Source organism: Legionella birminghamensis, from assembly GCF_900452515.1.
GTDB classification, from domain to species: domain Bacteria; phylum Pseudomonadota; class Gammaproteobacteria; order Legionellales; family Legionellaceae; genus Legionella_C; species Legionella_C birminghamensis.
This window is the reverse complement of the sequence record NZ_UGNW01000001.1, coordinates 1,718,460-1,741,831: the sequence shown is the minus strand read 5'-3', so window position 1 is coordinate 1,741,831 and position 23,372 is coordinate 1,718,460. Positions and strand designations below refer to the sequence as shown.

Genomic DNA, 23,372 nt, shown 5'->3' with positions numbered 1-23,372 from the left:
AATGCATTCCTATGTTGAAGATAATATAAAACCTGATTATGACTCAGTGATTCAGGACATTGTCGATTATGTTTTGAATTACCAGATTAGTAGCCCTGATGCTTATGAAACAGCGCGGCTGTGTCTAATGGATACCTTGGGTTGCGGTATGCTGGCGCTTAATTTCTCAGAATGCAGTAAATTGCTAGGTCCGATTGTGCCTGGTGCAGGCTTGCCAGGAGGCGCCAGAGTACCCGGCACTTCCTATGAGCTGGATCCGGTCCAGGCAGCCTTCAATATAGGTGCCATGATTCGCTGGCTGGATTTTAATGATACCTGGCTTGCAGCTGAATGGGGACATCCCTCTGATAACCTGGGGGCTATCCTTGCCGTGGCTGATTATGTCAGCAGACGAAATCTTCAGCAGGGTAAACCATCGCTTCTTGTACAGGATGTGTTGACAGCGATGATCAAAGCGCATGAGATACAAGGTTGCCTGGCGCTTGAAAACAGTTTTAACCGCGTTGGTTTGGACCATGTTCTCCTGGTCAAAATCGCGAGTGCTGCAGTTGCTGCCCAATTGCTGGGTGGTGATCGGGATATGCTGTTGAGAACATTGTCACAGGTTTTTGTGGATGGTCAAAGTCTACGTACTTATCGTCATGCACCCAATGCTGGCTCAAGAAAGTCCTGGGCTGCCGGTGACGCCACTTCGCGTGCAGTCCGCCTTGCCTTAATTAGCCAGGCCGGGGAAATGGGGTATCCCAGTGCATTGTCTGCCCCAAAATGGGGGTTTTACGATGTTTTGTTTAAAGGAAATACTTTCAGCTTCCAAAGACCCTATGGAAGCTATGTCATGGAAAATGTATTATTCAAATTGTCTTATCCAGCAGAGTTTCATGCGCAAACCGCTGTAGAATGCGCAGTTAAATTGCATCCGGAAGTCACTGCCAGATTTGATGAGATTAGCCGGATAGAGATGATAACCCATGAGTCTGCGATCCGTATTATCAGCAAGCAGGGAAAACTGCACAATCCTGCTGACCGGGATCATTGCTTGCAATATATGGCGGCTGTTGCCTTATTGCATGGTGATTTACGTGCTGAGCATTATGAGGATGAATATGCTTCCGATCCTCGCATTGACCAGTTGCGCGAAATGATGCATGTTACTGAAAATCAGACCTTTTCCCGAGACTATCATGATCCGGAGAAACGCTCGATAGCAAACAGCATGCAGCTCATCTATAAAGATGGCAGCAAATCGGATGTGATAACCGTTGAATATCCAATTGGGCATAAACGTCGTCGTGAAGAAGGGATCCCAGTGTTAAACGACAAATTCATGCGCAATCTCAAAACCCGATTCTCTACTCCGCAAACAGAAAAGATAGCCTCCGCGATGTATGACACAAACTCACTGGCGGCAATGTCTGTGGATCAGTTTATGGGAATGTGGCAGGTGAAGTAGTCCTATTTAGAATCCATAAAGCTCCCAAATCCCCGCGGCTGCGACTCCCAAATCCCCGCGGGCTGCGACATCCGAATCCCCGCGGCTGTGTGTGACCGCGGAACCCAATGAATCTAATTCAGAACCCCCAATTTACTAAGCAGTCACCTCGATACTGATTCCTGCTAAAAACCAGCACAATCAGGCAATCATTAGAATAGGGCAAATCATTATTTTTCCCTAATACTATCCGGAAAATAGCGACTTGAGTTCCCTGGCTGATAAGGCTAATTTTAAACTGGTCTTTTTGGATCAATTGAGTAATTCCAATACTCCCCAGGCATTGGCTGTCGGTTATTCAACAATGAACAGGCCGGTGGATTTGTAATGAGTATTCAGATACTTGGATCCATCACTGGAAGTGTCCAATAAATGAACTATATTTAGGTTAGGATACTTTTAAGGACGCACCATGGAAGCAAGAAACCTCCGCAAGCTCTTTGCCCTTTTTTTTATTTTTTTCAGCATCAACGCCTCTTACGCAGATAACTCATTTACTATGACCAATGGGCCCTATATCAATGTCGCCTCCAATACGTTCATATTTAACCCCAGGAAATTAAGCTGGGTTGCTGTATCCAGCAATGGAAAAGTCGTAAGAAGTGGCAAAGCATCCGGGGGAAGTCATTACTGTCGTGATATACGACGTTCCTGTAAAACCCCTTCAGGAACCTATCGTATCTTTAGTAAAAGTGGTGCAGGATGTCGTTCCAGTCGTTACCCATTAGGCAAAGGCGGGGCACCAATGCCATATTGTATGTTCTTTAGTAAATACTATGCAATTCATGGTTCTCCTGATGTTCCAAACTATAATGCCAGTCATGGTTGCATTCGTGTAAGACCTGGCGATGCCAAATGGTTGAACCAGAATTTTATCAAGATTGGAACGAAGGTTATTGTTCAACCTTATTAATTTGGGATGTTGATCCCGCGGTCGACGCCGCGGGGATTCGGATGGTCTGACGTCACGGGGTAAATAGCCTACTCGTCTTCATCAATACTAAATGACGAACCACAGCCGCAAGTAGTTTTTGCATTGGGATTGCGGATAACAAACTGCTCTCCCTGTATACCCTTGACATAGTCAATTTCTGCATCAGAAAGATATTGATAGCTCGTTGAATCAATCAGTAATTTAATTTTAGACCGACCATCAGAACTTTGTTGTGAAATAATTGTATCGTCTTCGTTAATGACATCATCAAAGGTAAACCCGTATTGATAACCCGAACAGCCGCCGCCGCTAATAAAAACACGCAGATTCAGATTAGGGTTATCTTCTTCGGCCAGTAAAGAGGCTACTTTGTCGGCAGCGCTGACTGTAAAATGAACGGAGGATGCTTCATTAGTTGTTGCGTCCATCAATGACTCCAATTTATAAATAAGTATTATCGAATATTTTGCTCAATTATAGCACCACCCAGGCATTGATTCTTATCGTAGAACACAATATATTGGCCTGGTGTAACCGCGCGCTGTGGATCTGCAAACATAATATAGTGTTTTTTATTATCCTCGGGAGAAATCATGCAGGCCTGTTCCACTTGTCGATATCTGGTTTTGGCATAACAGGTTAACGGTAATTTGTCTTTACAATCCGCAAGCCAATGTATTTCACCACAAATTAAACCTTGGGAATATAGCATGGGATGACTTTGCCCCTGGGCAACAATCAGTTCATTGTTTTCCAGATCTTTATCAACGACATACCATGGCTGATCACTTGCGTTTGCAAGACCTCCAATTCCCAGACCCTGTCTTTGTCCTAAAGTGTAGAACATCAGACCATCATGTCGGCCAATGATTTCTCCAGCGACGGTTTTTATGGCACCGGGTTTGGCAAGAATAAACTCATTTAAAAAGCTTTTGAATTTTTTTTCACCAATAAAGCAAATCCCGGTAGAATCTTTTTTATCATGGGTAATCAATCCCGTCTCTTTGGCCATTTGCCTTATTTCGGCTTTATGATAATCACCTACTGGAAAAAGAGTTTTCGAAAGGGCAGAGGGTTCTACTGCATGCAAAAAATAAGTTTGATCCTTCTCCCGGTCTTTGGCTTTCAGTAAAGCGGGAAAAGGGGATTCATGTTTGATTTTTGCATAATGGCCTGTTGCAATAAAATCAGCGCCCATTCCAAGGGCGTGATCCAGAAAAGCTTTGAATTTAATCTCTTTATTGCAGAGAACATCTGGATTTGGAGTTCTTCCGGATTCGTACTCATGCAAAAAATGAGTAAAAACACGATCCCAATATTCGCCAGCGAAATTCACACAGTGCAGAGGAATATTCAATTTGCCAGCTACCGCTTCAGCGTCTGCCAAATCCTCTGCCGCAGGACAATAATCATCTTGATCATCCTGTTCCCAATTTTTCATGAACAGGCCTTCCACCTGATAGCCTTGCTCTTTCAATAACCAGGCTGCCACAGAGGAGTCAACACCTCCAGACATACCCACAATCACTTTTGCTTTCATAATTACACAAATGTCTAAAATATATCTATTTTAAGCCAAGCAGCACTACACTAAAACCCTATTGGCAAAAAAATATGGAATAAACAGGAAGAATTTAACAATTAAAAATATACTTATAGAATAATACAGTAAAATATCTGAGTGATTATGCCAGAAATCTCCAGGCTGACTAAATTTTTTAATAAAATTGAGCATACCTATCGGGAAAGTGCATTAATTAAGAAGTTAATCGAAAGCGGGGAGGTTATCCAGGCTTCGCACAGCGAAATTAATTTTATAATACTTCTTATTTCCAAATTGCGGCTCGACTTTAATCAAAACCAGGAACTAACAACCAATATTCTCGAGGAGATGCTAAAAGGTGCGCATTTAAAGTTTGAAGATGAGGGTGCCTTTTACAAGGCTATAGTGGAGCAATATAGAACCCGGCTAAGCAAGCGCCATTCCTCTCACCAGTCTATTTGCCAGCAATATTCATTCTCCGGGCTGGTTTTGAAAGAGATTTTACTGGGTGTTGCTGAGGGCAAATCAGGAAACAAGGCTTCGTGGATTCAGTTTGAGAGACATAATACGAGAACCATTGCTGCATTGATGCTGCATGTAATTGATTACCTTCGTTATCGTTGCACGGGTAAAAATATAGGTCCTTTTGGTGTCTCCGCCCATACCGATCGGGAACCACTGGTGATAACACCTTCTATAACATGAATGAAGATAAGTCCTGAATATTTTGCTAGAATCAGGATATGAGTCACTCATATGAATTCGCGCATTCCGCGGAATAATAGACACACGCTCATTGCCTATAACCCTTCTTGGAATTGTATTTCTATGTTAATAAATTTAAAAAAACATCCTGAATATAAGGAATATCAAAAGGCTTCGATTGAACTAACAGAACGCTTACCGCCTCATATTCAGCCGCCTTGTCATCTGACTTGTCAATTTAAAATAGGGTTTTGCCAATATTACTATTTACTAAGTATGACTGTGTCAGGAAACATCCAGGTTATCTGTCAGCGGTGTCTGAATGAATTCAGCCATGAATATGTTAATTCGACTGAACTTGCTCTGTGCGCCTCCGAGGCCATCGCTGAAAAACTAATGGCTGATTTTGAAAGTGTTGTATACGAAAAAGAAGAGATCGATCTCCGGGAGCTAGTGACCGATGAGCTATACCTGTATAGCCCCACAACTCATGAAGATATCCATGAATGCAATTCGGATATTAAACAGTATCTGGAAATTTCCGAATAATTGAAAATTGGAGTATAATACGGAGCAATTTTTGCTAATTTCCAATATTAGTTGCACTAAGACTTGGATTATAGAGAAAAAATGGGTAATATTTCGCCCAACATTAGACTATTCGCCTAGGAGTAATACAATGGCTGTTCAACAGAATAAAAAATCACGCTCACGCCGTGATCAACGACGTTCACACGATGCATTAACCGGACCTACTTTATCCGTTGATAGCACAACAGGTGAAACTCACCGTCGTCACCACATCACCCCTGATGGTTATTATCGTGGTCGTAAAGTGATCGATACCGATAATGTTTATGAAGACGAGAAAGAGTAATTCGCTTGAAAAGCATAACGATTGCCGTTGACGCGATGGGAGGGGATCATGGCCTTAAGGTAGTGATTCCCGCTTGTGTTCGAGCAATTCAGCAAAATCCTGAATTGAAGTTAATCCTGACTGGTGATCAAGCCCAGGTGACCGCTTCACTTAAAAAACATGGCGCTAATCCAGAGCAGTTTACGATTGTACACGCTTCCGAAATTGTTGGAATGGATGAGTTGCCATCTCAGGCTATGCGTAATAAAAAAGATTCATCAATGCGTGTCGCGATTAATCTGGTAAAAGAGGGAAGGGCGCAGGCTTGCGTAAGTGCTGGAAATACCGGTGCATTAATGGCAACTGCCCGTTTCGTCCTGAAAACTTTACCCGGAATTGATCGTCCTGCAATTATTGCAACATTACCCACGCAACAGGGAAAAACTCGGGTTATTGATCTTGGCGCCAATGTGGATTCTTGTGCTGAACACCTTTTTCAGTTTGCGGTAATGGGCTCTGCCCTTATCCAGGCGGTTGAGAAAAAGCCTCAGCCAAAGATTGCACTTCTAAATATTGGTGTTGAAGAAATTAAGGGAAATGACCAGGTTAAGCGCACTGCCCACATGCTGGCGGAGTGCGGTCTGATGAATTATGTTGGTTATGTTGAAGGTGATCAATTTTATTCAGGAGAAGTGGACCTGGTTGTTTGCGATGGTTTTGTAGGAAATGTTGCCTTAAAAGCGAGTGAGGGATTGGCAAAGTTGATGTTGTCGGTTCTCAAAGAGTCTTTCTCCCGTTCATTTTCGACCAAACTGGCCGGATTGATAGCCAAGCCCGCCTTAAGTCATTTAAAAACCCGAATGGATCCTGCCCGATACAATGGGGCCAGTATGCTGGGGTTGAATGGTATCGTCATTAAAAGTCATGGCGGTGCGAACGAACTGGCCTTTCAGAATGCAATTGAAGAAGCTGTTTCACAAGCTAAAAACAACGTAGTAGACCTTGTACGTGAGCAAATAACCGATTTTATCAATCAAGGGTTATTGTTATGAAAAATGCTGTAATCAATGGGACTGGCAGTTACTTACCAAAACGTCAGTTGAGCAATTTTGAGCTGGAATCCAAGCTGGATACTACTCATGAGTGGATTCATTCCCGCACGGGTATTAGCAGCAGATATATTGCTGATGAACAGGAAACCGTATTCTTTATGGCCTCTGAAGCGGCCAGAAATGCAATCGAATCGTCTACTATTGATGCAGATGATATTGATGTCATTATTGTGGCAACCTGCACACCCGATCATTTTTTCCCGAGTATGGCTTGTCACGTCCAAAAAGCCCTGAACATTAAAAAACCAATTCCAGCGTTTGATATCAGTGCAGCCTGCAGTGGTTTTGTTTATGCCATGGATACTGCCTGGAACTATATCCGTTCAGGTGCTGCAAAGCATGTACTCGTTATTGGCAGTGAACGCATGTCGCATGCAGTTAACTGGGAAGATCGCTCCACCTGCATCCTTTTTGGTGACGGCGCAGGCGCAGTTGTATTATCTGCTGACTCAGAGAAAGAGGGAATTATTGCAAGTAAGCTGCACTCTTCTTTTGATGCAGATGGTCTGCTTACCTATGAAAATTTCACTACCGCTGGCCAGCGTTCTTATGTCGGGATGCGCGGCAATGAGGTCTTTAAGATCGCAGTGAATATTATGGGCGATATTGTGGACGAAATTCTTGAAGCAAGTCAGCTCGAGAAATCTGATATAAACTGGCTAATCCCTCACCAGGCGAATATTCGAATTATTCGGGGAATTGCAAAAAAACTTAATTTGCCAATGTCCCAGGTCATTGTGACCATTGAAAACCAAGGCAACACCTCTGCTGCCTCTATTCCCCTGGCTCTTGATTTTGCAATTAAAAACGGTTCTGTCAAGCGTGATGAATTATTGCTTCTTGAATCCTTTGGTGCCGGCATGACCTGGGGCGCGTTGGTCATCCGTTACTAATCTATCCTGGAGATTTCACTTAATATGGCTAATCTGGCATTTGTATTTCCCGGTCAAGGCTCTCAATCAGTGGGTATGCTGGCTGAACTGGGTGAAGCTTATCCCCTTGTAAAAGACACGTTTAAGCTGGTATCTGACGAATTGGGCTATGACTTGTGGCAACTGGTTCAAAATGGACCTGAGTCTCGTCTTAGCCAGACAGAATATACACAGGTTGCTATGCTGACTGCGGATGTTGCTGTCTTTAATGTACTGAAACAGCATGACATTCCCCGCCCACGGTTTATGGCTGGACATAGTCTTGGTGAATATGCAGCACTTGTCTGCGCCAAGGCATTGGATCTTCGTACTGCAGCAAAACTGGTTGAAAAGCGCGGCCAGCTTATGCAACAGACTGTACCGCTGGGTGCAGGTGCAATGGCGGCGATTGTTGGCCTCAGCGATGAACAGGTTATTGAACTATGCCAGCAATCTAGTGATCAGCAGTTTAAAGTCAGTCCTGCCAACTATAATGCAATTGGACAGGTGGTTATTGCGGGTCATAGTAGTGCAGTAGAGAAAGCAATCCTTCAAGCCGAGAAAAGCGGTGCCAAGCTTGCGAAGCTGATTCCGGTTAGTGTTCCCTGTCATTGTGACTTGTTGATGGATGCTGCACAGGCCTTCGAAGCTCATTTGAATGCTGCGAATTTCAGGACTCCCGAATTACCCGTAGTTAGTAATGTAAATCTTGCTGTCTATCAATCAATTCAACAGATTAAATCGCTTTTAAAAGAGCAGTTATATAGCCCTGTCCGCTGGGTGGAAACTATCCAGTTATTTAAGGCTAATGGGGTAGAACATATTATTGAGTGCGGCCCAGGAAGGGTTCTATCCGGTTTGACCAAGCGCATAGATCGTTCACTATCGGCTGCCTGTGTGTACGATACAGAGTCAATGGATGCCGCTTTGTCGCAATGGGAAACGAGTGAATGTTGTTAAATCAGGAGTTTTTGAATGATTAATCTTCAGGGTAAAATTGCACTGGTAACCGGCGCAACACGTGGTATTGGAATGGCTATTTCAAAAACGCTGGCCAGACAAGGTGCTTATGTTATTGGCACAGCTACAACAGATAATGGCAGCCTGGTTATTTCTGATTACTTCAAACAGGAAGGTTTAACAGGAAAAGGTGTGACCCTGGATGTGACTGATAAAGATGCCATCGAACACTTGATGTCGCAGCTTTCCGATGAAGAAAAACTGCCAGGTATCCTGGTCAATAACGCAGGCATCACTTGTGACAATTTATTATTGCGCATGGATGATGAAGAATGGATTAAGGTGATTGAAACCAATTTGACCTCTGTTTTCCGAATGAGTAAAGCCTGCATAAAACCAATGTTTCGCGCACGTTGGGGACGTATTATTACAGTAGGCTCAGTTGTGGGATCCAGCGGTAATTCCGGGCAAACCAATTATACTGCTGCAAAAGCAGGAATTGTCGGTTTTAGTAAATCGCTTGCCCAGGAAATGGCCAGTCGCGGTATTACTGTGAATGTGGTGGCTCCGGGCTTTATTGATACCGATATGACCAGCAGCTTGCCTGATATGGTTAAAGACGAAATGCTTAAAAGGATACCAATGAAACGTCTTGGTTCAGTAGATGATATTGCTCAAGCAGTGGCTTTTTTGGCTTCAGATTGTGCTAAATATATTACGGGCGAGACTATCCATGTGAATGGTGGAATGTACATGGATTAATTAACTTGCGTTCTTGCAAGAATTGAATAAACTACCTTCATAAATTATTTTAACAAAGAGGAAACACTAGTTATGAGTACAGTTGAAGAGCGAGTTCGTAAGATTGTTGTCGAACAATTAGGCGTTAAAGAAGAAGAGTTGAAAAACAATGCTTCTTTCGTTGATGATTTGGGTGCTGATTCATTAGACACTGTTGAACTCGTAATGGCTTTGGAAGAGGAATTCGAGACTGAAATTCCTGATGAGAAAGCAGAGAAAATTACTACTATTCAGGAAGCAATTGATTACATCGAGTCAAACCTGAATAAAGAAGAAGCCTGATAATTGAGGAGCATTCATTGAGTAAGCGGCGTGTTGTAGTCACTGGGATGGGTATGGTTACCCCGGTTGGACTTAATGTCGAGGAAACCTGGCAAAATATTCTGGCGGGTAAAAGCGGTGTTGGTCAAGTCGAAGGATTTGATACTACTGACTATACAACCAAAATATGGGCCAAGGTTAAAAATTTTAACATTGAGGATTACGTGCCGCTGAAAGATGCCCGCAAAATGGATGTGTTTACCCAATATGGAGTTGCGGCTGCTGATGAGGCTTTGTCGGATTCCGGGTTAATTATCGATGAAAAGCTTGGCCTTCGCACCGGCGTAGCTGTTGGTGCAGGGATTGGCGGTATTGAAACAATCACCAATAACCAGGATAAGCTGGTAACAGGCGGCCCAAGAAAAGTATCCCCTTTCTTTATCCCTGCTGGCATTATTAATATGGTGGCTGGGCAAATATCCATTCGCCACGGCCTGAAGGGGCCTAATATATCAGTAGTTACCGCGTGCACTACCGGAACCCACAATATTGGCCTGGCAGGCAGAATGATTGCCTATGGCGATGCGGATGTAATGGTTTGTGGTGGCGCAGAAATGACTACAACGCCTCTTTGTCTGGCTGGTTTTTCAGCGGTTCGCTCTTTATCAAAGCGAAATGATGAACCAGAGAAGGCATCACGCCCCTGGGACAAGGATCGTGACGGATTTGTAATGGGAGAAGGCGCAGGAATTTTAATTCTGGAAGAATACGAGCATGCGAAGGCTCGTGGCGCCAAAATTTATGCGGAACTCGTTGGTTTCGGTATGTCTGGTGATGCTTATCATATTACCGCACCTGATGAAGATGCAGATGGCGCTTCGAGATCAATGCAGGCGGCCATTGAGGATGCAGGTATTAGCCCTGATCTGGTTGACTACATTAACGCACACGGAACCTCTACTTATCTTAATGATATGAATGAAACGAAAGCCGTTAAGCGTGTGTTTAGCGAACATGCCTATGAGTTGGCAATTAGCTCTACCAAGTCAATGACGGGCCACTTGCTTGGGGCAGCAGGCGCTGTTGAGGCAATATTCAGTGTCCTGGCAATTAAGGATCAGATTGTACCGCCCACAATTAATCTGGATAATCCCGACGAAGGCTGCGATTTAAATTATGTCCCACATACACCGCAGAAACGAAAAGTTGACTATGCATTAAGTAATTCGCTTGGGTTTGGCGGAACGAACGGTTCTCTGCTGTTTAAGCGTGTATAAATGTTTGGCCGAGTTATCAAACCATTGGTATTCCTCCTTATTACTTTTGGTTTGATTCTACTTGGTTATAAAGCTTACTATGTACATAATGATTTACATTCTGCCATGCTCAATGATGGCAAGCCTGTTATCATTGAAGTTAAACCCAACTCAACAGCCAGTGCAATTGTCCACTTATTAAAATCTCAAGGACTTATTCAGTCTGATCAGGCCTTGCTTCAGTATATCAGATGGAAAAAAATTGCCTCTCAATTTAAAGCCGGCGTATATAAAATAGAAGCTGGCGATTCAGCCCTTGATTTTCTTGACAAGCTAATGCAGGGTAAAGTGCTTATCGAGTCAATCACGATCATTGAAGGAACCACGCTGGCGCAGGTTGAAAAGCAATTTAGTGAAACGACCTATCTCCATTTCAGCCCTGACGATTTTGAACCAATTCTCAATAATCATGAGACTGCAGAAGGCTTGTTACTGGCAGATACGTATCGTTATAATGCAGGCAGTGATGCAAAAAAAATAATCCTCTTAGCCAATAAAAATCTTGAACAAGTGCTCAATGAAGCATGGCAGCAGCGAACTCCCGGCTTGCCTTATAAAACACCCTATGAATTGCTTATTGCTGCATCAATTTTAGAGAAAGAAGCATCAATTCAACAGGAGCGTGGCATTATATCCGGTGTTATTGTTAATCGTTTAAAAAAACATATGCCGCTGCAAATGGATCCAACCGTTATTTATGCAATGGGACCTGCTTTTAAGGGAAAATTGACTCACGCCGATCTTGCTGTCAATTCGCCTTATAATACCTATAGAAATAAAGGCCTTCCGCCTACGCCCATCGCGATGGTTGGGAGAAGCGCAATTTTTGCAGCTGCGCAACCTGAAAAAACCGATTATTTATATTATGTGGCAAAGGGAGATGGTTCCCATTTTTTTTCAACCAACTATGAAGAGCAGCGGCGTGCAGTTTCACGCTATCTGATTAAGGGGCGCGAATGACTGCAAAAGGTAAATTTATTGTTGTAGAAGGGATGGAGGGTGCAGGTAAATCCACTGTAATCCATACAATCAGGGAATTTCTGTTATCTAAAATTGAATCCGTTATTCTTACCCGGGAGCCAGGCGGCACTCGCATTGGCGAGAAAATCCGTGAAATCATTAAGGAAAATTATCCGGGTGAAACCTTGGCCTCCCGCAGCGAATTGCTTCTCATGTATGCAGCGCGCGTCCAGCTTCTCGAAGAGTTGATACTTCCTGCGCTTAATAAAGGAAGCTGGGTCATTGCGGATCGTTTTGAGCTGTCCAGTTTTGCTTACCAGGGCGGCGGTCGTGGGGTTAATGCAGTATTTTTAAATCAACTATCGGCTTTTTGCCTGGATAATTTTCAAGCTGACCTGACTTTTTTTCTTGATATTTCTCCAGAGAATGGATTAGCCCGCACCAGAGGCAGGGGGGAGGCTGATCGTATTGAGCGTGAATCGATAGATTTCTTTAATCGCGTGTATGGGGCTTATCATCAGAAAATCAGCAGTATGGACAATGTAGTGATTATTGATGCTGAACAACCCCTGGAGGATGTACAGCAGCAGGTTTTGTCTCAATTAAATTCTTTTTTAAATTAATATATGAATTTCACCGAGCCTAAAGATATCACTCCTGCGCATTCTGCTCATTGGCGGCGGTTTGTGGACATATCGCGAAGAGGCAAGCTAAGCCATTCTTTGCTGCTGGTCGGTTCTGCCTATCTGTCGCTTGAGTCATTTTCGCTGCAATTAGCACGAAGCATCTTATGTCCATTCGAGCACCCAAGCCGAGACCCTTGCCAATCCTGCGCATTGGCAAGAAATAAGGAACATCCCGATTTGCAGCTTGTTGCACCGGAGAAAGCGGGCTCCGGGATTAAGGTGGAGCAGATCCGAGACTTGCAAACCAGTATTTATACCAGCCCACAATTGGGCCGTTCGCGAGTAATAATTATTCAGGCAGCGGAAAGGATGAACCATTTTGCAGCGAATGCCTTACTAAAAATTCTGGAAGAGCCTCCCGCAGGAGTATATTTTATTTTACTAGCTGAGCAATTGGGTACCGTCCTGCCTACCATTATCAGCCGTTGCCAATTGTGGCGATTTAGTCAACCGATAATTCAGAATAACTGCCTGACCCAGGTTTCTCAATATCATCAGGAAAGCGAGTACGGAAAGCTTGCAGCTGATTTAAACAAAATCATCGACGACCTGCTGAAATTATGTAAGCGAGAGTATTCTGCTTGCGAGCTTGCTGCAAAGTGGATAGCTTATCCTTTTAAAGAGCTAATGGGGCTGTTATATTTAATTTATGCTGAGATGATTGAAGGGAAACTGCTTAAACAATATTATACCTCGGTCCTTGACCAAGTCGCCTCTCACTTTCAAATAGCATCATTGTTTGGACTTTTGGATCAAATCTGCCTCATTACTAAAAATTTGAACCATAATATGAATGTGAACCCGCTATTAGCCTTGGAGAGTCTATTAATCCGAACAGAACAGGGATGCAAGAATGAGCGAAGAAGTCCCGATCATTAATTGCGCATATTCTTCAGAAAGCGCATTGTACATGGCCTACATGCCCTTTTTAACTAATGGGGGGCTGTTTGTTCGAACCTTGCAAAGCTATCCCATTGGCAGCAAAGTAGTTCTTCTGGTTAATCTGCCCAATGAAGCGGAGGCATATCGGGTTAACGCGAAAGTGGCCTGGGTTACGCCAAGAGGTTCTCAGGGCAGTAAGCCCCCTGGGTTGGGATTTCAATTTATTGATCCGGATTCGCGTAATTTTGCGAATAAAATAGAAACCCACCTTGCCGGCATGCTAAAATCCTCTCAAATGACCGATACGATGTAATGCGATGCTGATTGATTCCCACTGCCACTTAAACTTTATCGATTTAGCCGAGTTTAACAATGATCTGGATAACGTTATCCGCCAGGCAAATGACAATGATGTACAGCACTTCCTCTGTGTCTGCGTCGATTTGTCTGATTATGAGACCTTGTGCGCTATCGCCAGCCGTTATAATCAGGTAAGCATCTCTGTGGGTCTTCATCCTAATAGTCATATTGAACAAGAGCCTGATGCTGCTTTATTAGTAAAAATGGCAAGCCATCCTGCCTGTATAGCCATCGGGGAAACTGGACTTGATTATTATCGAACTGAAGAGGAATCCGGACTCGAATTGCAACGGTCCAGGTTTCGTGAACATATTCGGGCGGCTATTCAATCCAATAAGCCTTTGATTATCCATACTCGCCAGGCTGCCGAGGATACACTTCGGGTTATGAAGGAGGAGGGCGCCGAACAGATTGGCGGGGTGATGCATTGTTTTTCTGAAACCTGGGATATTGCCAGGCAAGCGCTCGATATGAATTTTTATATCTCAATGTCTGGAATTGTCAGTTTTAAGAATGCAAGCGTTTTGCACGACGTTGCCCGAAAACTGCCGCTTGATCGTTTACTGATTGAAACCGATTCGCCATATCTTGCCCCGGTTCCCTTCAGAGGCAAACAAAACCATCCGGCACTGGTCAAATACGTAGCTCAGGCAGTGGCTGATCTAAGGCAGATGGACTATGCGGAGATTGCACAAATCACTACTGAAAACTTTTACCGCTGTTTTAAAATAGTCTCTAACATACAATAATGGCAGCAGTTTATTGCAGGCAGGTTTATAAAATTGCCAAAATTACTTACGGCTTAATGCCTGCGATTTATCCTTATCATGGTGTTCTGCCTCTTCATCACCCCTAATTTCACTGACCCTGCTTCTAAAATTCTGGGTGGTTTCCAGCTGAGGTTTTGCTGGTTCCTGCTGCTCAACATTCTCCTGCAGGCAGGATTTAAATGAGTTAACCAGGGTGCTAAACCCTTTTTTTATCCCTTCCCACAATGACTGCATAATTTGTGTGAAGCTGGGTAGTTTCGAAACATATTCTTTTATTTCCTCTTGGGTTTGAGGGGCAGTAGATTGTTGATCTGCATCAAGTGCCGCCTGGTTTGTACCTTGGTGTTGCTCCTGCTCGTTCTGGGGGGAGATCAAGGCATCCAGTATTTTAAAACCTTGATCACCTAGATCAGTGCCTTGATACTTATCTTTGTGTGGCTTTATTAACTTGGCAATATCAATACCCGGTACGGCTTTATCCAAATAAGCAACAACTGCGTGTATACATTCAGCATCATTAGAAAAGACAGCAGCCTTAAGTGTCTCAAGCTGGTAGTTCTCGTAAGCTTTCGGGTTAGATTGCTGAAGTTCTTCAAAGGTTGCGCGTATATGATTATCGTTAATCAGCTTTTCAAAAGCGTCCAGTTGGCCTGCGCGCAGGGCGTTTCTGATCGACGCTGCATAAATTGAACTGAGACTTCTCTCTCCAGCGCTTAGATATTTGCGGTGTTTTTCATCCAGCAATATGGTCATCGCTTCCAGATTGTTCTTACTCGCCGCTACTTCTAAAGCTAAATAGGATTTATTTGACCCATTTATTAACCAGGCTTCTAATGACTCTATATCATTCTGAGCGACTGCAATCACAAGCGGATTTGAATACGGGTCATTTTGCCTGTTAACATGTTCAGGGTGATTGCGTTTAATATCCTGGATAATCTGTTCTTTGTCCGGGAAATTATGCGTAATGGTTGATTGAGGATGTGCCATCACGTTGATAGCCAGAGGGATTGGTTCGTGACTATCAAAACGGAATGCTTCACTGAATAAATAATTTGATAGCAAGGCTGCAGCTGTGTTTTCTTCACTATCTTTGAAAACAGAAAACTTATTATCACTGGGATTGTATACTTGAAAATCCCCATCTTTATTTACGGAAATGGTAACGGTATGATGATGTGTCCTGACCGTCCAGGCAGTATCCGGTGTTCTCATGTTGTTAAAAATAGTAGCCCAGTCCTCTTTTCCAGCCGCCATACCCAGATGATAAACCCGCTGAAGTTTTACTGGGGCATCGGCGGCTGTTAGATCACCCTCAGGTTGTGGTGCTGATTGAGCAGGGGGGACTTCAAGATTGAGCACTGGATCTTCAATGTTGTGTTTCTTATTGGACTCTTGAAATAAATAAGCGCATAGAACTTCCTGTATAAAATCGTCAATCTCTCTGTCGCTAACCTGCTGCGGTTCGTTGAAAGGATCTTTTTTTTGCGAAAGCAATTCTCCTTTCCTGATAATAGCATTTATAACATCTTCAAAATGATCGGATTTTCCCTCCAGCGCATATTTAGCACTAATCGCAGCCAGGGTATCGGATATTCTATTTTTATCGTGAATCCGTTTAGTATTTCGTTCGCGGAGAATCAAATCGATCATAGTAATAGCGTGGTTTTTATCATACAAATTCGTATATGCAGGATGTTTGCTTCTCATTACATATCCTCCTGTCACTGTATATAATTAGTGTAGAGCATATATTTGAGACAGACGGTGCAAATAGTGTATCTGGCTGATTGATTACTGTATAACCATTGCAAAGGAGGGCTCATGATGGCTGACCTTACAGAAGTAATTAGTCTGAAACCGGATGGACTTTATTGTACTCCTGGCGACTTCTATATTGATCCTATGGCTCCAGTGAAAAGGGCAGTGATAACGCATGCCCATTCGGATCATGCGCGAGCCGATCACCAATCGGTATTGGCTACACCGGACACTGTGGATTTAATGAAGATCCGCTATGCCGGCAACTCTTCAGCTAGCTATCAGGCCCTTGATTACCACCAAACGCTGCATCTCAATGATGTACAAATCTATTTTCTGCCTGCCGGTCATATTTTGGGAAGCGCCCAGTTGGTTATTTCTTATCGGGATAGGCGTATAATTATTTCAGGAGATTATAAGCGCTCGATAGATCCCACCTGTGTTCCATTTGAACCCGAGACTGCGGATTTGTTCATTACTGAGGCTACTTTTGGTTTGCCGGTTTTCAAACATCCGCCAATTGAAACAGAATTAAACCACCTGCTATGGTCAATAAAAACATACACACATTCCTGTCATATTATTGCCGCTTATGCTTTAGGAAAGGCGCAACGCTTAATCCGAAGCCTCAGACTGCTTGGGTACGAAGATAGAATCTATATTCACGGCGCACTAACATTGTTTTGTGATTTTTACCAGGAAAAGGGGATTGAGCTGGGAGATTTGCAGCCAGCGCTTGAACTCAACCCGCAATCGGCAGCTGGAAAATTGGTTATTTGCCCTCCCAGTGCACTGCAGGACAGATGGAACCGCCGATTTGGCGATATTCGCTTAGGCTATGCGTCTGGCTGGATGCGGATTCGTGCACGGGCCAAACAAAAGGGAGTGGATTTACCCTTAATCATTTCAGATCATGCGGATTGGAATGAATTAACGCAAACCATTGACGAAGTTAATCCGAAATCGGTTTGGGTCACACATGGCAGCGAGGAGGCGCTGGTCTATTATGCGAGACAGAAGGGATACCAGGCAGAGGCCTTGCATTTGCTGGGCTATGAAGAAAATACGGAGTGACAATGCAAAAATTTGCCCAGTTACTCAATAATCTCTATTTTACTTACAGCAATCTGGCTAAAACTGAATTGTTAAAAAACTATTTTTTAACCGTACCAGATCCGGAGCGTGGTTATGGCCTGGCAATACTCGCGGGAACGCTGACATTCCCTACATTCAAATGGACAATGATTAAAGACCTCCTAAATCAATACATTGATCCGGTCTTATTCTCCTTGTCTTATGATTATGTGGGAGACTTATCCGATACGATTGCCTTACTCTGGCCAAATCAACCATCCAATAAATCGCTTCCGCTGTTAAGTGAAATCATTCAGAAATTTAATCAACTACCTGAAGAGGAGATCGCTTCCTGGCTTAACGAACTTTTAAATCGGTCCAATACCAATGAACGATGGGCATTGATAAAAATAGGCACTGGCAGTCTTCGTGTTGGTGTCTCAGCCCGTTTTATAAAAAATGCGCTTGCAAAGTATGGACGGGTCGATGTGAAAGAAATTGAGCATGTATGGCATGCATTAAAGCCGCCTTATATTGATTTGTTTGCATGGTTGGAAGGGAGCGCAGATTACCCACGGATTGATGAGCAGATTTTCTATCATCCTGTAATGCTCTCTCATCCATTAAGTGAAAAAGAGCTGGCTTCTTTAGAGCTTCAGCAATTTGCGGTCGAGAGGAAGTTTGACGGAATCCGTGTTCAATTGATTTGTACTGAATCAGATAAGCGTTTGTTTACCCGCACAGGAGAAGATATCAGTCATTCTTTTCCAGACATTCTTTCTGAAATTAAGGGACAAGTGGTACTTGATGGAGAGCTGGTTATCCGAAATCAGCAGAACGTCGGTAGTTTTAACGAGCTGCAACAGCGTTTGAACCGGAAAAAACCAACAAAAGAGTTAATCAGTAAATTTCCAGCAGCCATTGTTTTTTACGATCTGCTTTCCATACAAGGTCGCGATATACGATCGCTTGATTTTATGGAGAGAAGATTGCAGCTTGAGTCCTGGTATAAGGAAAACCAAAATCCCTGCTGGTTTTTATCCGAGTTGCTTGATGTCGATAAAGACAATATTTTTGCTGTAAAGGAGCGGATTCTGGCGGAAAAACAGGTTGCTGTAGAGGGGCTGATGTTGAAACACAAAGCCAGCCCCTATATTGCTGGCAGGCCAAAAGGTTATTGGTATAAGTGGAAACGTGACCCCATGTTAGTTGACGCAGTGCTGATGTATGCGCAGCGCGGCCATGGGAAACGATCCTCATTTTATTCTGATTACACCTTTGGCCTATGGGTTGATATGGAGGTTGTCCCTATCGGCAAAGCCTATTTCGGATTTACCGATAAGGAACTTTATGAGCTGGATCAATGGATCAGGCACCATACCATACAGCGATTTGGCCCTGTGCGTGAGGTTGAGAAGAAACTGGTATTTGAGGTTGCTTTCGATGAAGTACGGCTATCAGCCCGCCATAAGTCCGGGCTTGCACTGCGCTTCCCGAGAATACACCGTATACGCTGGGATAAGCCAGCGGAAGAGGCAGATACGCTGGAAAGTTTGAAACAGTTCATAAGATTCTGACTCTATGAAGTCTGAAGTATCCCTATGGATCAACCCTCTCCGAATCCCGCGGCTTCCCCTCCGAATCCCCGCGGCTTCGACCGCGGGGCCCATGTCTGTTGATGGAGCATACTCCCCAAATGAGTTTAAATGTTGGCGAAAAGAGACTGAATAAGCAATCAAAAAAACACTACCCTTAATTAGGAAAGACCAATATTCTAAATAGGCTCCGTGTGGGCCCCCGCGGTCGATGCCGCGGGGTTTCGGAAAGAATACTAAAAAACACGCGCTAAAAGCCAAATCAAGACAAGCACACTAAGAGGGACACCTAGCAGCCAGGCAATGAGGTATTTCCACATAGTACTCTCCTGTAATAGTTCCATTAAGACAGTAAAGCTTCTCTTTAGTATAGTTCATCCGTTCAATCACTTATTCTTTACAAAAGAGGCTGGCTATTAAACCAATCAGGGAGCAGGATAAAAGGCTAATGCCAAACAGAGAGGGATAGGCTATCTGGAAGGCAGCAACAAAACCTCCCAGCAAGGATGACATGCAGAGGCGAAATGTATTGACAAAGGCCAGGACTGTGGCGGCTTGCTGGGTATAGTCAGCCATAATTAATGAAACTGTCGGAGGGTTTGAAATGCTTAATCCGAAAGTGAGCAATAAAACAGGACTTAATGAAACAATACTAATCCCATATAGGTAATACAACAGTAGGAGCAATGATGCACCAGCCACCATCAATGCGTTACCAAATCGAATATTCCAGACTAAAGATTGGTATTCCCGCAACCCAATCCCAACAAAATTACCCACGATGATGCTTAGGCCATTACATGCAAAAATAACTGCAAAAAGCTGAGGTGAATAGCTTAAATTATCGATGATCAAATACGCTGCATTCACTACAACAATCATTAAACAAGTGTAGGTAAATGTGACCGTAATGTTTCCTATCCACAACTTTTTATGCCACAAAATTTCCTTATAATATTTAAAAAAATGCCAGACATTATTCTCTGTCTTTTGCCAATAATGGGACTCTTTTAAAAAAGGGATCGAGGTGAGGAACAATGCGACAGCGAGAAAGCCCATAAACACAAAATTCGCCCGCCAGCCAAAGTTTACAAATATAATTGAGCCGATAAGGGGGGCAAAAATGGGGGAGGCTGTTACAATCATGGAAAGATGAGATAACAAACGCGCCCTGTCGTTATTGCCCTCTACATCCCGGGCAGTGGAAAATGCAATGATATTGGAACTGCAGGCAGCGAAACCTTGAACAATGCGGGCAAAAATCAGTATTTCTATACTGTTTGCGAAAGTACAAATTACGGTTGCAATGATGAATAGGTAAAGGCTTGAAAAAAGCGCTTTCCGCCGTCCAAAATAGTCAATAATGGGACCCCAAAAGAGTTGGGCTACACCAAAGGCGAAGAAAAAAAGACTTAATGTGAGCTGTCCCAATGCGGGGGTTGTCTGGAAGTAAGCCGTTATAGCAGGCAGGGCGGGTTGATAAGAGTCGAAGGTTAATAAGCAAAAAGAGGAGAGGAATCCCAGATAAATCAGCTTATTATTTGTCATTCATAACAACCTGTAACTCATTTTTACAATTATCTTAGCATAGCATGCAATTGTAATTCATATTAAACTAAAGGATTCGCACCATTAAAAATAAACGACTGGAAATCTGATGAAATTTTATCTGGGGTTGATGTCTGGTACCAGTATGGATGGTATTGATGCCGCCATTATCGATGAAAATAATAATTTTATTGACGGGTTGACCAGACCCTATAGTGATCAGGTTAAAAATAGCATACTTTCTGCCTCCCAAGGGGAAAAAAAAAGCGCTGCCGAGTTTAACCAACTGCATACTCTAATCGGACGAGAGTTTGCTGATGCAGCCCAGGCGCTTATCGCCAGGAATCAGGATAAGAGGCATTCGATTCATGCCATTGGCAGTCATGGGCAAACACTTTGTCATGATTCCAGCGCCTCAATTCCCTACACCGTTCAGTTTGGCTGCGCACATACGATTGCTGAAAACACAGGAATTAGCGTTGTTGCGGATTTTCGAACCAGGGATTTAATCGTCGGAGGCGAAGGTGCTCCATTTGCACCGGCTTATCACCAGGAGATTTTCAAACAGTTGGGCACTCCTTTAGCCGTAGTGAATATTGGCGGCATCAGTAATATCACCTGTTTATTCAATAAAACGGAAGTAACGGGCTTTGATCTGGGGCCTGGCAATTGCCTGATGGATCAGTGGATAAGGCATCATTTAGGCAGAAGTTATGATCATGGTGGCGAGTGGGCACAGGGGGGCAAGCCAATCCCTGAGTTGATTGAACAATTAATGCAGGATACCTATTTTAAACGGCCATCGCCTAAAAGCATTGGTAAAGAGTATTTCACTATTGATTGGTTAAAACGCTGTCTGCAGGCCGATTATAACCCTCAGGATGTTCAGGCCAGTTTATTATTTCTGACGGCGAAAACAATAGCTCTTGGAATCAAGGATGCATTTAAAGAACCCGTCACTGCACTAATTTGCGGAGGGGGGGCACATAACGACGCTTTAATGCAGCATTTGCAGGAGCTGCTTTTTGATTGTACTGTCAAAACAAGCAATGATTTCAATGTGCATGCCGACTACATTGAAGCAATGATGTTTGCCTGGTTTGCCGCTAAAACCATAAATCATATTCCTTCCAATTTAAAATCAATTACAGGGGCAAAATATCCTGCTGTTCTGGGGGCAATTTATCCTGCGGGGATTGACAAAAGAAATACGAATGGGTGTAATGTGCCTTTTGATTCGACACTCAGGACATTGGTGTGACAGCGCACTATCCCCATTATCAACAGGCAAATAAATTTAGTGCCTACATCATTTTTTTATTGTCTGCCAGCTTTTATCTGTATGAGTTTGTATTACAGGTAGCCCCCAGTGTAATGGCTGATCCGATGATGAATACCTTCCAGGTTGGTGCCGCAGGTTTTGGGATTGTTTCTGCTTTTTATTTCTATGCCTATGCACCCATGCAGCTGCCTGCGGGACTGCTTTTTGATCGCTATGGGCCACGAAAACTAATGACCTATGCGCTAATCCTCTGCGCCCTGGGTTCCTTTTTTTTTGCATTAACTGACAGTCTTACTACTGCGGCTCTGGGGCGTTTTCTAATCGGTATCGGTTCTGCTTTTTCTTTTATTGGCGTACTGGTATTACTTTCCAGATGGTTTCCTCCCCATCAATTCGCTATTTTAGCCGGTGTTGCCCAGTTGATGAGTTCTGTAGGGGCTATGTTTGGTGAAATGCCATTGGCTGCCTTAATTGAATTAGTGGGTTGGCGGGCTGCCAGTTTTATTCTTTCTGGAGTAGGGTTAGCCTTGGCAGCGCTGATTTGGTTTGTCATCAGGGATTACCCTAATCAGCAGACGCAATCGCCCTCCAACCGTCGCTTCAGGGACGAGTGGCGCCGCCTGCTTCAGGTTTGTGGACGCCGCTACACCTGGATAACGGGTTTATATGCTTGCGCCATCTGGACGCCAATCGCCGTATTTGCTGCCCTTTGGGGGGTACCGTATCTGCAACAGAAATTTCAAATTTCAGTAATCGCTGCATCGGGTTTATGCAGTATGATTTGGCTGGGAATTGGTGTTGGCAGCCCCTTGCTTGGCTGGGTTAGCGATCGAATCTACAGCCGGAAACTGGCCTTGGGAATCAGTTCTGTCTGCGGATTAATCGCCACCGTATTTCTGCTGTATGTTCCACAGGCCAGCATTAATATGATGTATTTTATTTTATTCCTTTTAGGCCTCGGAGCGGGTGGGCAGACGGTCAGTTTTGCAGTGGTCAAGGATAATAATCCACCTGAATTAGTCGGTACGGCATCCGGATTTAACAATTTATCGGTTCTTATAGGCGGCGCTGTGTTTCAACCCCTGGTTGGCGTCTTCCTTCACAAAAGTGCAGACCTGATCAATGTAAGAGGCGTTCATATCTATACTGTAGCCAGTTACAACAAAGCCTTATTGGTCATGCCCCTTTGTTTTCTGATTAGCCTTATTGCAGTATTAATCATGCGTGAATCACATCCGCAGAAATGGCATCCATAGCTCGTCAATACGGGTTGGACTATGCAGGGAATACAATTTTGAATGAACGATTTCATCTTTAGTCTACATCAGAAACTACCTTGGGGTGGTTTTTTGTTTTTCTGTCACAAACATCGGAGAAACTATGAGCTTAGGCATAGCTATCTACATAAATGTTTTTCCCGCTCCGTATCCCCGCGGCGGCGACCCATAGCTATCCACATAAATACAGTCGAATCCCCGCGGCATCGACCGCGGGGCCCATGTCTTGTGGCTGAATGCTCTCAATAAATCCAATGTTGCCGTAGATAGCAATTAAAAGCAGTTAGGA

24 protein-coding genes are annotated in these 23,372 nt (G+C 43.7%); 20 read left to right on the top strand and 4 right to left on the bottom strand.

Going from position 1 to position 23,372, the window contains the following annotated elements; genetic code table 11:
• Window position 1 precedes the first annotated feature (1 nt).
• On the top strand, window positions 2-1,450 hold the full coding sequence (locus DYH42_RS07385; protein WP_058522937.1) for a bifunctional 2-methylcitrate dehydratase/aconitate hydratase: 1,449 nt from the start codon (window positions 2-4) through the stop codon (window positions 1,448-1,450).
• A gap of 451 nt (window positions 1,451-1,901) precedes the next feature.
• Window positions 1,902-2,402, top strand: coding sequence for a L,D-transpeptidase (locus tag DYH42_RS07380; protein WP_083503073.1), 501 nt, complete (start codon window positions 1,902-1,904; stop codon window positions 2,400-2,402).
• A 68-nt stretch (window positions 2,403-2,470) separates the two neighbouring features.
• Here the strand turns inward: DYH42_RS07380 and erpA are convergent, their stop codons facing one another.
• Complete coding sequence (gene erpA, locus DYH42_RS07375) at window positions 2,471-2,851, bottom strand: iron-sulfur cluster insertion protein ErpA (RefSeq protein WP_058522938.1); 381 nt, start codon at window positions 2,849-2,851, stop codon at window positions 2,471-2,473.
• 26 nt (window positions 2,852-2,877) lie between these two features.
• Window positions 2,878-3,963 carry a tRNA 2-thiouridine(34) synthase MnmA gene (gene mnmA, locus DYH42_RS07370; protein ID WP_058522939.1) on the bottom strand — a complete coding sequence of 362 codons (1,086 nt, stop codon included), beginning with the start codon at window positions 3,961-3,963 and terminating at the stop codon, window positions 2,878-2,880.
• A 147-nt stretch (window positions 3,964-4,110) separates the two neighbouring features.
• Between mnmA and DYH42_RS07365 the strand changes: the two genes are divergently transcribed.
• The 14 genes from DYH42_RS07365 to DYH42_RS07300 all read left to right on the top strand — a co-directional run bounded on the left by DYH42_RS07365 (window position 4,111) and on the right by DYH42_RS07300 (window position 14,525).
• A complete protein-coding gene (locus tag DYH42_RS07365) occupies window positions 4,111-4,671 on the top strand; it encodes a hypothetical protein (protein ID WP_058522940.1) in 561 nt (186 codons plus the stop codon).
• A gap of 123 nt (window positions 4,672-4,794) precedes the next feature.
• Window positions 4,795-5,220, top strand: a complete 426-nt coding sequence (locus DYH42_RS07360) for a YceD family protein (protein WP_058522941.1) — start codon at window positions 4,795-4,797, stop codon at window positions 5,218-5,220.
• A gap of 130 nt (window positions 5,221-5,350) precedes the next feature.
• A complete protein-coding gene (gene rpmF, locus DYH42_RS07355; protein ID WP_058522942.1) occupies window positions 5,351-5,548 on the top strand; it encodes a 50S ribosomal protein L32 in 198 nt (65 codons plus the stop codon).
• A 5-nt stretch (window positions 5,549-5,553) separates the two neighbouring features.
• Complete coding sequence (gene plsX / locus DYH42_RS07350) at window positions 5,554-6,579, top strand: phosphate acyltransferase PlsX (protein WP_058522943.1); 1,026 nt, start codon at window positions 5,554-5,556, stop codon at window positions 6,577-6,579.
• Window positions 6,576-7,532, top strand: a complete 957-nt coding sequence (locus DYH42_RS07345; protein WP_058522944.1) for a beta-ketoacyl-ACP synthase III — start codon at window positions 6,576-6,578, stop codon at window positions 7,530-7,532. Before plsX ends, DYH42_RS07345 begins: the two co-directional genes overlap by 4 nt.
• A 24-nt stretch (window positions 7,533-7,556) precedes the next feature.
• Window positions 7,557-8,510 carry an ACP S-malonyltransferase gene (fabD, locus tag DYH42_RS07340; protein WP_058522945.1) on the top strand — a complete coding sequence of 318 codons (954 nt, stop codon included), beginning with the start codon at window positions 7,557-7,559 and terminating at the stop codon, window positions 8,508-8,510.
• A 15-nt stretch (window positions 8,511-8,525) separates the two neighbouring features.
• Complete coding sequence (gene fabG, locus DYH42_RS07335; protein ID WP_058522946.1) at window positions 8,526-9,272, top strand: 3-oxoacyl-ACP reductase FabG; 747 nt, start codon at window positions 8,526-8,528, stop codon at window positions 9,270-9,272.
• 72 nt (window positions 9,273-9,344) lie between these two features.
• A complete protein-coding gene (gene acpP, locus DYH42_RS07330; protein ID WP_058506471.1) occupies window positions 9,345-9,593 on the top strand; it encodes an acyl carrier protein in 249 nt (82 codons plus the stop codon).
• Between the two features lie 17 nt (window positions 9,594-9,610).
• A complete protein-coding gene (gene fabF, locus DYH42_RS07325; protein ID WP_058522947.1) occupies window positions 9,611-10,849 on the top strand; it encodes a beta-ketoacyl-ACP synthase II in 1,239 nt (412 codons plus the stop codon).
• Window positions 10,850-11,848, top strand: a complete 999-nt coding sequence (mltG, locus tag DYH42_RS07320) for an endolytic transglycosylase MltG (protein ID WP_058522948.1) — start codon at window positions 10,850-10,852, stop codon at window positions 11,846-11,848.
• Complete coding sequence (gene tmk / locus DYH42_RS07315; protein ID WP_058522949.1) at window positions 11,845-12,471, top strand: dTMP kinase; 627 nt, start codon at window positions 11,845-11,847, stop codon at window positions 12,469-12,471. Before mltG ends, tmk begins: the two co-directional genes overlap by 4 nt.
• A gap of 3 nt (window positions 12,472-12,474) precedes the next feature.
• Entirely contained in the window at window positions 12,475-13,413 is a 939-nt protein-coding gene (locus DYH42_RS07310) for a DNA polymerase III subunit delta' C-terminal domain-containing protein (protein ID WP_058522950.1), read from the top strand.
• A complete protein-coding gene (locus tag DYH42_RS07305) occupies window positions 13,388-13,729 on the top strand; it encodes a PilZ domain-containing protein (RefSeq protein ID WP_058522951.1) in 342 nt (113 codons plus the stop codon). Before DYH42_RS07310 ends, DYH42_RS07305 begins: the two co-directional genes overlap by 26 nt.
• A 4-nt stretch (window positions 13,730-13,733) precedes the next feature.
• A complete protein-coding gene (locus tag DYH42_RS07300; protein ID WP_058522952.1) occupies window positions 13,734-14,525 on the top strand; it encodes a TatD family hydrolase in 792 nt (263 codons plus the stop codon).
• 42 nt (window positions 14,526-14,567) lie between these two features.
• Here DYH42_RS07300 and DYH42_RS07295 read toward each other — a convergent pair whose 3' ends face one another.
• The gene (locus DYH42_RS07295) at window positions 14,568-16,256 is read right to left on the bottom strand and encodes an ankyrin repeat domain-containing protein (protein WP_058522953.1); all 1,689 of its coding nucleotides are present in this window, start codon (window positions 16,254-16,256) and stop codon (window positions 14,568-14,570) included.
• Between the two features lie 114 nt (window positions 16,257-16,370).
• On the opposite strand from DYH42_RS07295, the gene DYH42_RS07290 reads away from it, so the two are divergent.
• Window positions 16,371-17,381 (top strand): ligase-associated DNA damage response exonuclease, encoded by a 1,011-nt coding sequence (locus DYH42_RS07290; protein ID WP_058522954.1) that lies wholly within the window; start codon window positions 16,371-16,373, stop codon window positions 17,379-17,381.
• Between the two features lie 2 nt (window positions 17,382-17,383).
• Window positions 17,384-18,958, top strand: a complete 1,575-nt coding sequence (locus DYH42_RS07285; RefSeq protein ID WP_058522955.1) for a cisplatin damage response ATP-dependent DNA ligase — start codon at window positions 17,384-17,386, stop codon at window positions 18,956-18,958.
• A 408-nt stretch (window positions 18,959-19,366) separates the two neighbouring features.
• Here the strand turns inward: DYH42_RS07285 and DYH42_RS07280 are convergent, their stop codons facing one another.
• Window positions 19,367-20,524 carry a multidrug effflux MFS transporter gene (locus DYH42_RS07280; protein WP_058522956.1) on the bottom strand — a complete coding sequence of 386 codons (1,158 nt, stop codon included), beginning with the start codon at window positions 20,522-20,524 and terminating at the stop codon, window positions 19,367-19,369.
• A 109-nt stretch (window positions 20,525-20,633) separates the two neighbouring features.
• Between DYH42_RS07280 and DYH42_RS07275 the strand changes: the two genes are divergently transcribed.
• Both DYH42_RS07275 and DYH42_RS07270 read left to right on the top strand, forming a co-directional pair.
• On the top strand, window positions 20,634-21,785 hold the full coding sequence (locus DYH42_RS07275) for an anhydro-N-acetylmuramic acid kinase (RefSeq protein WP_058522957.1): 1,152 nt from the start codon (window positions 20,634-20,636) through the stop codon (window positions 21,783-21,785).
• Window positions 21,782-23,062: an MFS transporter gene (locus DYH42_RS07270; protein WP_237758979.1), complete on the top strand. Its 1,281-nt coding sequence runs from the start codon at window positions 21,782-21,784 to the stop codon at window positions 23,060-23,062. Before DYH42_RS07275 ends, DYH42_RS07270 begins: the two co-directional genes overlap by 4 nt.
• Window positions 23,063-23,372: the final 310 nt, after the last annotated feature.